General features: G+C 42.8%; 11 protein-coding genes and 1 other annotated feature (1 of these 12 cut by a window edge). Of the genes, 5 read left to right on the top strand and 6 right to left on the bottom strand.

Annotation, left to right across the window (positions count from 1 at the left end; translation table 11 throughout):
* Positions 1-1,013 precede the first annotated feature (1,013 nt).
* A complete protein-coding gene (locus ACYRY3_RS28645) occupies positions 1,014-1,169 on the bottom strand; it encodes a helix-turn-helix domain-containing protein (protein WP_460205073.1) in 156 nt (51 codons plus the stop codon).
* A gap of 347 nt (positions 1,170-1,516) precedes the next feature.
* On the opposite strand from ACYRY3_RS28645, the gene ACYRY3_RS28640 reads away from it, so the two are divergent.
* Complete coding sequence (locus ACYRY3_RS28640) at positions 1,517-1,738, top strand: hypothetical protein (RefSeq protein WP_460205072.1); 222 nt, start codon at positions 1,517-1,519, stop codon at positions 1,736-1,738.
* On the opposite strand, the gene ACYRY3_RS28635 is transcribed toward ACYRY3_RS28640, so the two are convergent.
* The gene (locus tag ACYRY3_RS28635) at positions 1,705-2,838 is read right to left on the bottom strand and encodes a hypothetical protein (protein WP_460205071.1); all 1,134 of its coding nucleotides are present in this window, start codon (positions 2,836-2,838) and stop codon (positions 1,705-1,707) included. The two genes, ACYRY3_RS28640 and ACYRY3_RS28635, sit on opposite strands and share 34 nt — an antisense overlap.
* A gap of 248 nt (positions 2,839-3,086) precedes the next feature.
* Here ACYRY3_RS28635 and ACYRY3_RS28630 point away from each other — a divergent pair, with 248 nt between their 5' ends.
* Positions 3,087-3,332, top strand: coding sequence for a helix-turn-helix domain-containing protein (locus tag ACYRY3_RS28630; RefSeq protein WP_460205070.1), 246 nt, complete (start codon positions 3,087-3,089; stop codon positions 3,330-3,332).
* Between the two features lie 477 nt (positions 3,333-3,809).
* Here the strand turns inward: ACYRY3_RS28630 and ACYRY3_RS28625 are convergent, their stop codons facing one another.
* Both ACYRY3_RS28625 and ACYRY3_RS28620 read right to left on the bottom strand, forming a co-directional pair.
* A complete protein-coding gene (locus ACYRY3_RS28625) occupies positions 3,810-3,977 on the bottom strand; it encodes a hypothetical protein (protein WP_460205069.1) in 168 nt (55 codons plus the stop codon).
* 80 nt (positions 3,978-4,057) lie between these two features.
* Entirely contained in the window at positions 4,058-4,597 is a 540-nt protein-coding gene (locus ACYRY3_RS28620) for a hypothetical protein (protein ID WP_460205068.1), read from the bottom strand.
* Positions 4,598-5,040: 443 nt separating this feature from the next.
* Between ACYRY3_RS28620 and ACYRY3_RS28615 the strand changes: the two genes are divergently transcribed.
* The 3 genes from ACYRY3_RS28615 (at position 5,041) to ACYRY3_RS28605 (ending at position 9,489) form a co-directional block, all read left to right on the top strand.
* On the top strand, positions 5,041-7,107 hold the full coding sequence (locus ACYRY3_RS28615; protein ID WP_460205067.1) for a protein kinase domain-containing protein: 2,067 nt from the start codon (positions 5,041-5,043) through the stop codon (positions 7,105-7,107).
* A 374-nt stretch (positions 7,108-7,481) separates the two neighbouring features.
* Positions 7,482-9,065 (top strand): Na+/H+ antiporter, encoded by a 1,584-nt coding sequence (locus tag ACYRY3_RS28610; protein ID WP_460205066.1) that lies wholly within the window; start codon positions 7,482-7,484, stop codon positions 9,063-9,065.
* Between the two features lie 184 nt (positions 9,066-9,249).
* The gene (locus ACYRY3_RS28605; protein WP_460205065.1) at positions 9,250-9,489 is read left to right on the top strand and encodes an EAL domain-containing protein; all 240 of its coding nucleotides are present in this window, start codon (positions 9,250-9,252) and stop codon (positions 9,487-9,489) included.
* A 163-nt stretch (positions 9,490-9,652) separates the two neighbouring features.
* Here the strand turns inward: ACYRY3_RS28605 and ACYRY3_RS28600 are convergent, their stop codons facing one another.
* The gene (locus tag ACYRY3_RS28600; protein ID WP_460205064.1) at positions 9,653-9,844 is read right to left on the bottom strand and encodes a hypothetical protein; all 192 of its coding nucleotides are present in this window, start codon (positions 9,842-9,844) and stop codon (positions 9,653-9,655) included.
* Positions 9,845-10,045: 201 nt separating this feature from the next.
* A complete protein-coding gene (gene ileS / locus ACYRY3_RS28595) occupies positions 10,046-13,360 on the bottom strand; it encodes an isoleucine--tRNA ligase (protein ID WP_460205063.1) in 3,315 nt (1,104 codons plus the stop codon).
* Positions 13,361-13,454: 94 nt separating this feature from the next.
* Positions 13,455-13,627: a binding site (T-box leader), on the bottom strand; it runs 128 nt beyond the window's last position.

Here is a 13,627-nt window from a genome sequence, read left to right as displayed (position 1 = left end):
TCGTAACACAGTTTTATTTATTTCTGTCCACTTACTTATCTACTGGGTCAGTTATGATATTTAAAAGCCAAATATGACTCTTTAACAATCGAGTGATTGTCGTATAGGAATTGTCGGATAAGAATTTATTTGTCGTGTTATCAAATTCATGTCGTTAAGCTTTTAAATAGATGTAATTCTCATCAAGGACGTGAGTTGTAACACTTTGGATTTCTTGGAACAAGGGTAGACAAAAAAGACTTATGCTGTGTGCGTATAATGGGCTAATCCTTGTTATAGCCTATTGGCAGGATGCATCGTACAGCGATAGTAATGTGTTACTGAACGCACATATCTCAACGCTGCGTGGCTTGTGACAAATGGGAAATTTTACACTTATTTTATAAATTGTAAAATTACTGATTTTCAGTAAAACTACTGAAGCACTTAGCAAGTGGCTAGATTTAAACTGGTCTGTTGAAGGAGGGATTAGGCAAGCCAGTGTAGAGCAATTCCTTTGTTCACTAGAACCAAGTTTTTTACTAACTCATATTTATAAACATTTTAATCTTAAAAAAATATTAATATTTTTCAAGATTACTATTTTTACATGACAACGAAATGACTACACGTTATATTAGGGTGGTTATTTTACCGGAAGAAAAGCAGAGGGCAGAAGAAAAGATAGTAAGCTTTTATACAACTGTAAGTTCTCTGTGCTCTGCCAAACGGTTTAAAGCCCCTAAATTTATTTATGGAAAAAAATAAAACATTTGATAAAGGATGGAGTGCCGCGCCAGATTGCCGAGTCACTAGTTTCTAAGTTTGGCGACTTGGCAAGAATCATCTCAATTATGCTCCGAAGACGTAATAATTGGCGTTATGGGGATATATTAAAAGTACAAGCAGATTTGCAAACTGAGTTTGATCGGACATTCAAGTAGTGTGGTTTATATTTTGAATGATAAATTGAAGCATCTACTAAGAAAGCCTGAACTAAATCTGAAGCTTTTTTAGCGTTAAGTACGGCAAGGCTATGAGTGCCCGTTTTTCCAACGGTTGATTGTTGGATACGTCACACCCAAACTGGCTGCAAATTGCTCTTGGGTTAAACCAGTCAAAAGGCGCAGTTTCCGGATAAAGTTACCTATTTCCGGTTGGTCAAGTGCCAAGGGTTTTTTAATATTCATTTGTTAAAAACTTACCAGTCAGCAGGGTAAGTGATATATCGAGTTTTATATTAACTGCTGTATTTTAACTGTGTTATCGTTCGGAATATACGCAAGCCCAATCCAAAGCCACTTTTTCCGCTTCTTGTAAAAAAATCTTTTTCAAAACTTTGCAGTTAAGTAGAATGGCGCAAAAAAACCGCAGTATGTAAAGGAAAGTAAAGTTGCCCAAAAAGCTCTTTCCTTCTGCCTTCTGCCCTCTGCCTCCTGCCTTGTCATAACGACAATTTTCAACACCGACCTACTTAGTGGTTTAAGATTGTTGCCGCAAGAAGCCACCCCACTATTGGCTCAGTACAGCAAGCGTTGTGTACGCAAATCGGTATGTAATAATTTATAAGGCAACTGCCGTTTGGGCGATCGCACAGCGCAAACCGTACCATTTTATCACCAGCAACATACCAATAATATTGCTTTCCCCCAGAACTAAATGGAATTGCGATCGCTTAAGTGCAAGCCGTACCCAGCTTATCGCACTCGTGCAAGCAATCCTACTTCAAGCAGAACTTTGCCCGTCACCTCTCAACTGAGCCAAAAAAGCATCCAACCTAGATGAACTAACTACTTCCCCCAACAAATGCCCAGTTCGCCGTACCTGGTAAACACCTTCTCTAATTTCTTGAAAATTAACAATCAAGCCTGCTTTCCTCGCCTCAGACAGTTTCCTCCACTCAATTGGCATCAACTCCCTGACCCGCTTTTTCTCAACGGGTGTCAGTGCCTCCCATGCCTGTTGCTTGTATTCCTCGTGAACCAATAAAGCTTCTTTAATTTGCTCCCAAGTTGTAGCTTCTTGAAATGTTTCAATCAACAACTCAACTGGGGATTGGGTGGATTGTTCCAGTTCGACTTCAACAGCAGCATCACAATCGTCTCTTTCTGGTTCTGGCTCAAAAGTCCAACCACCCTCTGTATCAGTGTCCGTACTCTCATCAACCCAAACATCCGATGTTTCTTCTTCCTCCACAGACAACTCAGGGGTTTCCACCAACACCAACCGACCTTCCTTGTACGCCTGCCGCAATGCGATGGCTTCAGCAACAATACGTTGTGCTGTTAACCCTTCCTCATCCATCATCTTTTGCAAGGTAGTACCAGTCCGTTCGTCTGTCTCATGAATCGGTGGAATTTGGCAATACCGCCCCCCATTCTTCGTCCGCCGCCAGATGCTGGATTGTTCCTGTTTTGGTTCGGTGGATTGTCGCACCTGGGCAATGAGTTCGCGCACGGCAGATTGGTTAATCTCTGCTAAGGAATGCAGCTTATCAATAACGCTTTGGTACTTTTTGGAGTTATTTGCCAAGCGAAAGATGGTTGTTGGCTCGATTTGGGCTAAATCTTGGCAAGCAAAGCCCTTGAAGGATTCAGCCACTTTTAAGTACTTGCGGTCTTCATTTTTCCAACCGTACTGCTTGACAAGCTTTCTGTAGGCAGTTTTGGACAAGTGCTCCTTTTGTTGGGCAAGCACCATAGCATGAGCCAGGATGCTTTCGGTCGCCATTGCAAGTGCATCAAAGGAATCTTCAGGAGCCTGGGGCGCTATGGCATTGGCTTGGGCTTCAACGTATTGGTTGAGTTCTCGTTGAGCAATAATCTGTTCGTCTGTTGCAAGAGCTTGGTTTTGTGGCATGATAAATAGTTATATAATTGGTTTTTCAAGGCGATCGCACTCAGACTGGTGTCAGGGCGGTCGCCTTTGTTTTTTGGCAAGTTTTCTGAGCTTTTTAGTCTCATCCGCACTATGACTATTCTACACTAAACGTAGCTTATCCAATTTCTAGTTATTATAAAACAACTTCTTGTGAAAATATTGAGGAGTAGAGAAATCTACGCCTAAGAACTTTTAAACTGGGGATGTAGTGTATTTCCGCAAATAAAGTGATTCGTTGGAAATTAAATGAGGTGATGGCGCGAAAGCGGGTCAGAAACAAGGATTTAGCTGAAGCGTTAGGCATCACTGAAAATTCTGTTTATAGATTGCGTAAGGTTGACGATATGCCAAGATTGGCTCCAGAAAGGCTGAATGGAATTTGTAGAGTATTGAACTGCCAACCTGGAGAACTTTTAGAGTACGTACCCGATGATGACAATGATAAAGTTGTTTCCATTGTGGAGGTGGCATGAGTGTGGTAGCGCCAAACACAATAAATCCCCAGGCTCTGCCATCTCTTCCCCTGGCGGATAAACGAAATTTACCGCACTGTTCAAGTATTTATTTTGTTCTCTCCTATAACAATGAAGTGCTTTATAGTAGGTAAGACTAATGATTTAACAAGAAGATGGAGACAGCACAAACTCTATGAAGAAATAAAAAATTAGCGATCGCGCTAGAAGAGCGCTCCGCGCTATTGTCCTTTTGACCAAACCTTTTTTAAGAGCATTTTTAGTTGCTTAATTGTATAACTTGACAATCATTTATCAAACAAAATTTTGTGGGTTCAGACTATAACAGTGGCTTTTTTTAAAAAACTTTATCAACTACCATCAAAATCTTTTGTGTTGTCGGTTGCATTTATTTTATTGCTAGAGTGCCGGTACAGTAATCACAACTTCGGGTTAGGATGGCCAAAGAGGCTGACAAAATTTTTACTACCTTATGTGCTACGCCGAAATTTTCTCAAAAGAAACTTTCTGCATAATTTGTGCTTTTAACGCATCTGCTGCAACTGCTGCAATAGCTTCCCAATCTGACTGTGTCAGCAAAACCCCTACCAGTTCACGCAGTAGTTGTCGATCGCAAATGAACTCTTCACCATAAAGTTCATCCATTTTTAAGACAGTGAGTATGCGTTCTCTGACATCTGGTGTAGGTAATCTTAATCGTAAAAGCAGTTTCTCTTTTGCAGTTTTTACTGCAATAGTGGTGGCTGTTCCGGTGTAGAAGTTGTACCAGTATTGGAAGGTTTGGGTGCTGGGGTTGATACACCCGTTGCAGGTGGTGTAGAAGTTGTACCAGTATTGGAAGGTTTGGGTGCTGGGGTTGATACACCCGTTGCAGGTGGTGTAGAAGTTGTGCCAGTATTGGAAGGTTTGGGTGCTGGGGTAGAGCCTGCGGGTTTTTGAGTTGCGCTGGTTTCAGAAGGTTGGGATGTTGGGGTAGAATTTACAGGCTCAGAAGATACATTTACAGGTAAAGGTGATTCAATGGGTTGTTTTGGTTGTCGAGAGACAGGTGGTTGAGCCACAGGAATTTGTTCAATTCCTTTTTCTACAGCTTCTGGCTGTCTTTCATCTGGTGGTTTAGCTATTAAAAATGGTTTGGAGTGTAAAGGATTTGCCAAAGCCCTAATCGGTAAGCCATAACTTGTTATTAACAAACTACTACTCATGCAACAAATTAAAGCCAAGTCGAATTTATTTCTACTTTGTTTGTTGCTTTTGTCCGCCATTTTGCCACTCCTCTTGATGGGAATATTGTACTAAGGGTAGATTGACACCCTACTACATCTCACCAACAAAATAATATAATTCATCTGCTGTTCTACTGTTATAGATTACTGTCAATAGGCAACTTAAAAATCATGCTATTTACAACTTCTATAAATCTTTACACTAATGATGATTGTATTTATCTATATTGAAGAAGATTCAGTATATATAAAAATATAAAGAGGTGAAAGCTAAAACATCAAAAAATCTATTAAACCAATAGCGATCGAGAACTTGCTCTAAAAGTTAAGGGGGTAGCGATCGCAATTCCAGAAGCACTCAATTGGCAAAAATAGTTACATTACAGAGTAAAAATCATAAATATGGTAAGTTCAATCATTAAATATAACAAAAGTATAAAACATAAATTAAGATATATTCAAGCTACACATGGATTCCCAGAATGCTTTGCTGCCTGAATCCCGATTGTCTGAGTCCCCTAAATCCTGAGGAAAACGAGTTGTGTCACAGTTGCGGCACACCATTGGTACCGCTATTGAGGGGGCATTATCGTGTCATTAAGGTATTATCTGATGAGGGCGGATTTGGCAAAACTTATCTCGCTGAAGATTTAGATAAATTAAACGAACTTTGTGTTGTCAAGCAGTTTGCACCAAAAATTCAGGAAGCATCCACTCTAAAAAAGGCAGTTCAGCTATTTCAAGAAGAAGCTCAACGATTGCAACAACTGGGGGAACACAACCAAATTCCCACCCTTCTGGCATATTTTGAAGAAAATAATTACTTATTTTTAGTACAACAATATATAGATGGGCAGAATTTATTCAAAGAATTGCAACAAGTAGGAACTTATAGTGAAAGTAACATTCGCGAACTTTTGCTAGATTTGCTGCCCGTTCTTCAGTTTATCCACAAACGAGGAGTTATCCACCGAGATATCAAACCGCAAAATATTATTCGCCGTTCTAGTGATGGGCGATTGGTGCTGATTGATTTTGGAGCTTCAAAACAGCTAACAGCAACAGTACACACCAAAATGGGAACAACCATTGGTTCACATGGTTATACCCCAATCGAACAGATGCAAGATGGACAAGCTTACCCATCCAGCGATTTGTTCAGTTTAGGTGCAACTTGCTTCCATTTACTAACTGGGATTTCTCCTTCCAAACTCTGGATGCAACACGGCTTTAGTTGGGTTGCTTACTGGCAGCGATATCTAAAGAATGAAGGTAGCAAAAGAAACACCCAACATCTGAAATTGGGTAAGATTATAGACAAACTGTTAAAAGTAGAAATTCAAAACCGCTACCAATCTGCCGAGGAAGTCCTTAACGATTTATCGCAACTTTCACCACCTGCATCCTCAACCCTACTGACACCAAACTTATCAAACCCCCAACCGCCACCTTCACCACCAGCAACAGACAATAAACTGAGAAATCAACTCTTAGTGAGTGCCGGTATTGTGCTGTTGGGATTGGGAGGAGTTTGGTTTTTCCTCTCTCACCCACCAGAAGTTACTCAATCCCCTGACAATAATCAACCAACCAACACCACCGTAACTCAGCCAACCAACACCACCATCACAGATACTGATTCACCAACCACCCTTAGAGGTCATTCCAGCGATGTGAATACCGTCGCCTTCTCCCCTGATGGGAAGTTTCTTGCTACTGGTAGTGATGATAAGACTATTAAAATATGGAACTTATCCATTCAAGAGAAAACCCTTACCCTCCAAGGGCACTCTCACTGGGTTTGGGCTGTCGCCTTTAGCCCAGATGGCAAAACCCTTGCTAGTGCCAGTGCAGACAATACCATTAAATTGTGGAATCTAGAAACTGGACTTGAACTTGGCACACTCAAAGGACATTCTGCCGGAGTTTCTTCAATTGCCTTTAGCCCAGATGGCAAAACCCTTGCCAGTGGTGGTTTGGATTCAGTTATAAAATTGTGGAATTTAGAAACAGGAAAGGAAATTCGCACTCTTAAAGGACATTCTAGAGCAGTTGTTTCCGTTGCTTTTAGTTCCGATGGTCGTACCGCAGCTAGTGGAAGTTGGGATAAAACAATTAAACTCTGGAATATATCAACAGGGCAGGAAATTCGTACCTTAAAGGGGCATACTGACTTAGTTCTTTCGGTTGACTTTAGCCCAGATAGTTTAACTCTTGCCAGTGGAAGCAAAGATAAAACAATTAAACTCTGGAACTTAGTGACGGGAAAAGCTACGTACACATTAAAAGGGCATACTGATAAAGTAAATGCTGTTGCTTTTCTACCAAGTACAGTATTTGGTAAAAGCTTAAATGGCATGACTCTCGCCAGTGGTAGCAATGATAATACTATTAAACTTTGGAACTCAGATACTAAAGAAGAAATTCGCACTTTAAAGAAAGATTCTGGTTATGTTTATTCTGTTGCTATCAGCCCAGATGGACAAACTATTGCCAGTGGCGGCAGTGCTGATAACATTATTAAAGTTTGGCCATTATTTCCACAATAAAATTAGCTACTCCCTTTGATGCTTTAAAATTACCGAGTTTTGTAGAGCAGGCATTGCCAACCAACACCCAACGGTGGGTACTGCCCGCGCTATGCCTAATAGTAATCTTTTGGCGCTTCGTCAAAGCATAAAACTTGATGCTACTAGTCGCTGTTTACTGCTAGCGAAAAAAGCAGCACTTAAGGAGGGATTACTGCCATAGTATTATGCCGTAACAGATAATATAATTCGTATTATTACAATTTTTTCTATGAATTACCCTTGGGCAATGCACCGACGCGTATATCCGCCTGTGCTACTACTCATTATTGAAAATTCTTCTTAACCTCCACAAGTCAAACTGATAGTACCTAACTAACACGTGTTTATCTACCATGCATGAAATAGAGGTGATTCTCGGACTGCTTTTGATTGTCGCTGCCCTTGCAGTGGTTGCCCAAAGGCTTGCTATACCCTATCCCATTTTGCTTGTTATCGGTGGGCTTGTTCTTGGCTTCGTACCAGGTCTTCCTCAGGTTGAACTTGACCCTGAATTCGTCTTTGTGCTCTTCTTACCGCCACTACTGACCTCTGCAGCTTGGTATACCTCCTGGCGTGACTTCCGAGCAAATCTCAGACCTATTTCACTGCTTGCTATTGGTCTTGTGCTGGTCACCACGACTGCTGTTGCTGTAGTAGCGCATATAGCTATCGGCGGATTTACGTGGGCTGTGGCTTTTGTCCTAGGAGCTATTGTTTCACCACCTGATGCAGTTGCTGCCACCGCTATCACCCAGCGACTGAGTGTTCCTCGACGCATTATAACTATCCTGGAAGGCGAGAGCCTGGTGAATGATGCCACGGGGTTAGTCGCGTACCGCTTTGCTGTGGCTGCTGTTGTTACCGGTATGTTCTCATTCTGGGACGCCAGTTTGCGGTTCTTTGTCATGGGGATAGGTGGAGTGTTTATCGGGTTGGCAACTGGATGGCTCATTGTGTCGATACATCGAGTTATGGATGATTCTTTAGTAGAGATCACCAGCACAATATTAATGGGCTTTGTTGCCTATTTATTAGCTGAACATCTTGGTGTATCGGGGGTGTTAGCAGTCGTTGCAAATGGAATCTACCACCATTGGTACAGTTCGGAAGTGCTTACACCTAAAACTCGTATTCAGACTATTGCAGTCTGGGATATTATCGTTTTTCTCTTAAATGGTCTCATCTTTATTCTTATTGGTCTTCAGCTACCAATCATCCTCAAGGGGATTTCTGAATATTCAACAGCTACTCTCATCTGGTACGCTGTCCTAATTAGTGCGGTTGTCATTGGTATACGTTTACTCTGGATATTCCCAGCTACTTATATCCCAAGGATGTTCAATCGCAAATTAAGCGAAACAAATCCCTCTCCTCCCTGGCAGATACTTTTGCTCTTAGGTTGGACTGGTATGCGTGGCGTTGTTTCACTTGCTGCGGCTTTCGCATTACCCCTCACAACAAGCAATGGCACTCCTTTTCCTGTGCGCGACTTGATTATATTCCTTACCTTCTCCGTCATCTTGGTTACACTCGTGCTACAAGGTCTCACCCTGCCAATACTGATTCGCTGGCTCGGGATTGTAGACGAAGTTGGTAACGAGAGGGAGGAGATGAAGGCTCGACTTACGGCAGCTGAGGCGGCGATGACACGTCTTGAGGAACTCTTTACTGAAGATAGGGTGCTTGCACAAGTCCAGATGGTTGCCTGGTTGCAGGCTCAGTACAAAGACCGCATCCAACGTTTAAGTAATTGCTGTGCAGCCTTGGATAAGGGAAGTTACGAGCAACTAGCCGCTTTCCGAAGACTACACCACGAGGTGCTTGCTACCGAGCGAAAAACTACCATTAGATTGCGTAATCAGGGGATTATTAACGACGAAGTGCTTCACCGAATTGAGTATGAACTTGACTTGGAGGAGGCGCGGCTTGGAAGTTGACGATCGCTGATAGCTAATTAAACTTGAATCAAATTGGGGTAAAAGTACCGACTCTACTGCTTTTATCCCCTCCCCCTTTCTAACATCTAACTCAAGATCGCAAGGCGCTTGTACTTGAGAAGATGATCGATACCCATAGCGCTCTATAAAAGCTTAAATCACCAAATGTAATTCGTAGGTTGGGTTGAAGAATGAAACCCAACATTTCCCTACCGATAAACGAAATCTGGGTATTATCGAGATTATCGTCGCCCTAGCAGATAAACTGGGTATGACCGCGATCGCTGAAGGTGTCGAGACACAAGAGCAACTGGCAATTTTAAAAAATTCCCACTGTCAATCTGTTCAAGGATACTTTTTCTCTAAACCATTGCATAGCTCAGAAGCAGCAGCATTAATTGCTGCCAATCCTCAATGGTGTTAAATTATGCAAATATATTTATGCTTAAAGATGTCTTGACAAAGTTAACTTACTTTTATCTTGTTCCAAATGCTTAGGGAAAGACTATATAGCCTGAAATTAATCTCTATCGGATTTTCCTTTTCACCCATTTCAAAAGGATTTTATCAGTAAACCAAAAAGTTTTTTAGCTTGCTTGTTGACGTTTCAACTCTTGTATCAATACTTGGCAGCGCTTCATAGCTTCTCTTGCTTGCTGTCGATACTGTTTGGCTTGCTCTCTATCAGTCAAACATAATTCTGTTGCTTTATGCATTAATTCAACTGCTTGACTACTGAGTTCTTTTGCACGCGTCCTTAAATCTTCAACGGTTTTCATTGCCCAACCCACGCTTAACTTATTTTTTCATACTTTATCTTTCATACTTCATACTTTATTTTGTGTTGGGTTTCGTTCCTCAACCCAACCTACGCTTAACTTATTTTTTCATCCTTCATACTTGATTGTGTGTTGGGTTTCGTGACTCAACCCAACCTACGAAAAATTTGGCTATGGTGTAGAGACGCGCCATGGCGCGTCTTAATTGATTTTGTTCATGCTGATGACTAATGGTGTACCATTGACGTCTATCTGCTCTCGATAGTCAGCATTCTCAAGCTCTTTAAAGAAAATGTTCCGAGCAAGTACTTCGTTTTTTACTAATTCAAGATGGACTTTGAGGGACTCTAAGAGCGCTCCTGATGTTGTCACTCCCAAGTCAATGCGATCGCTCACCTCAAGTTTTGCCTGTTTGCGTGCGTTTTGCAACAGGCGGATGGTATCTCGAATCAGCCCTTCTTGAATTAATTCTGGTGTCACTTGAGTGTTGATTGCTGCTAAATAACCATATTCTTCAAGTGCCACATAGTTGTCTGGACTTTGAGCTTGAATGAGAAATGCCTCTGGTTCAAAGGAATAATCTTTACCATCCAGTTCAATGACAGTTTCTTTACCTTCACGGATGTTACGGACAATTTTGCGGTTGTCAAAGGTTGTCAGCGCTTTTCTAAACGCAGGTAGCAAATGACCGAGCCGTTTGCCCAAAAGTGGCAAATTGGGTTTGACGCTATAATCTACAAAATCTGCAGTTACGTCTAAGTATGTCACTGATTTGACATTGAGTTCTTCTTTTAACAAGTCCTCTAAATTCTTCAACCCTGCAATCTCTGCCTCACTTTGAACCCGTACCAAAACTTCAGAAAGGGGTTGCCGTGTTTTGACCCCTGCCTTGGCTCGGGCTGCCCGTCCTAACTCGACAATTCTGATTAGCGTATTCATGTCACCCATGAGGGAATCATCAATCAAGGTTGCATCCCACTCAGGCCAGCTAGCTAAATGTACGGACTCTGCTTGGTTTGGAAAAATACTTAGCACTAGGTTTTGATAAATGTGCTCGCTGATAAAGGGTGCCATAGGAGCCATTAGCTTGGTGACGATCGCAAGGGTGTCATAAAGAGTTTTATACGCCGAAAGTTTATCGCGATCGCTCTTAGCGCAAGCTGTACCCAGCTTATCGCTCGTAGATTTCCAAAATCGGCGGCGGTTGCGGCGGACATACCAATTTGAGAGGTCGTTCACTACAAAATCGCGGAGCATTCGACTTGCACTAGTAGGATCGTAGACATCAAGTTTGTTCGTAACATCTCGCACAAGTGCATTGGTTTTAGCTACCAACCAGCGATCGATAGCAGAACGTTCTGTCACCGGAATCTGGCTTTTCAAATCGGGTTTGTCGAGATTGGCATAGAGAACTAAAAAACTATAGGTGTTCCAAAGCGTCATAAAGAAGTCGCGCAAGGTGTCCTCAACCAAGGCTTGTGAAAAGCGTTTGGTCATGTCGCTTGGACTAGAGCTATACAAGTACCAACGTAGCGCGTCTGCTCCTTGAATATTTAATACAGTCCAAGGGTCAACCACATTGCCCTTAGACTTGGACATTTTCTCGCCCTTCTCATCAACAATGTGTCCCAAGACAATCGCATTTTTAAAGGCAGGGCAGTCCTGTTTGATGTCGGACAAAACACCCGCTTGTCGTTCTGGGCTTCCAGTGTCTGTTAGCAGTGTTGCAAGAGCGTGTAGGCTGTAAAACCAGCCGCGAGTCTGGTCAATTGCCTCGCAGATATAGTCTGCAGGAAAACTCTCGTGCAAGCTGTTTTGATTCTCAAAGGGGTAGTGCCACTGTGCATAGGGCATTGCACCTGACTCAAACCAGACATCGACAGTATAGGGAACGCGTTTGAAGCACTTGCCATTTTTCTCAAAGGTGATTTCATCGATGTAAGGACGATGCAAATCCAGCCCCGACAAATCCTGCCCTGTCAGTTCTTCCAGCTCTTTAAGGCTTCCAATACAGAGAGACTCGCTTTCATCTTCACTTACCCAGACAGGCAAGGGCGCACCCCAATATCGTTCGCGAGAAACTGCCCAGTCTACGTTGTTTCTCAACCAATCCCCAAATCGACCATCCCGAATATATTCCGGATGCCATGCAATCTTGTTATTGTTCTCAATGAGTTTGTGCTTGACTGCTGTGGTGCGGATATACCAGCTTTTTTTGGCGTAGTTAATCAGCGGTGTTCCATCGCGATAGTTAAAGGGATAAGTGTGTCGGATGCTGGTTTTGCGATAGAGTAGTCCCTTTTCTAACAAATCCCAAGCAATTTGCTCATCTGCATCTTTGAAAAATACTCCAGTATAGGGTCCGTCACCTGGAGGTGCATCAATGGGCTTCACCTCAGGGTAAACTTTACCCAACATATCCACAGAGAAGAGCATGGGAAGGTTGTGCTTGCGTCCAAGCTCAAGGTCACCATAGGCAGTAGCAACGTGGAGAACTCCTGTTCCGTCGTCAATGGTCACTTGTTCATCTAGAACCACACGGAAACCTTGAGAGAGGTCTTCCCCATCTGGAACACGACCGCGCAAGATAGGGCTGTATCGCAGGTCAACGAGGTCTTCACCTGCAAAAGTTTTCAGTGTCTGGTAATTGTTTTCACCAAAGACATCATTGGCGCGATCGCAAGCCAAAATATAGAGGTCTTTTTGGTCTCGATCTCCATCACGAGCTGCTGCTGCAAACAGACCATAGGTTGCTTCACCTCTTACTGCAAGAGCAACATTTGCAGCCAAAGTCCAGGGGGTTGTCGTCCAAGCCAAGATATAGACGGGACGTTCTTTAGATTCAACAATATTACGTTCCACAAGTTGCCTCAGGTGCGCTGGAAACTTGGGATACACCGAAGGGTCTTCCACATTTTCTCGATATCCCTGCGCCACCTCATGGTCTGAGAGGCTGGTATTATTGCGCGGGCAGTGCCAAGTCGTGCGGTAATCTTCAAATAGAAGACCTCGCTCCCACAGAGACTTCATCAACCACCAGCAAGACTCTATGTAGCTGTTTTCATAGGTAATGTAGGCACTTTCCAAGTCAAGCCAATAGCCAATGCGTTCGGTCATGGTATTCCAATCCTGAATATACTCAAAGACCGATTGCTTGCAAAGCTCATTAAATTTAGCGATACCAAAGGCTTCAATGTCAGACTTCTTGGTAAAGCCTAACTTCTTTTCAACACCAAGCTCGACGGGCAATCCGTGGGTATCCCATCCGCCTTTCCGTTGCACTCGGTACCCTTGCATAGTTTTATAGCGCGGGAACAAATCCTTATAAGCACGGGAGATGACGTGATGAACTCCGGGCTTGCCATTAGCAGTGGGAGGACCTTCATAAAAGACAAAATTACCTTTGGCAGCCTCGCGATCCACTGACTTCCGGAATATATTGTGGGTTTTCCAAAAGTCGAGGATTTCGCGCTCCAAATCTGGAAAGCAAACTGCTTGTTGAACTTCTTTAAACATAGTTAACCGCACTCACCAGAAACTAGCCGAACCAGATGTTCGGCATTTATATCCCTGTTTTGGGGTAAACCAAATCAAATACCCCATTCCTCTGCATTGGGACGCTGAGGTGAGCGCGGTACCACCCAATTTCACCAAAATCTCACAATTTTGGACTCTATCACTACTCCCTACCGGGAAGAGCGACCCGCTGTAACGTGCGGAACACGGCTCTGTCTACTGAAAGCATTCATGATAGGAGATCTAACTATATGTTCTCAGTCTCCG

Source organism: Scytonema sp. NUACC21, assembly GCF_054684315.1.
The sequence above is the reverse complement of the archived record's forward strand: the minus strand, read 5'-3'. Positions and strand labels throughout refer to the sequence as shown.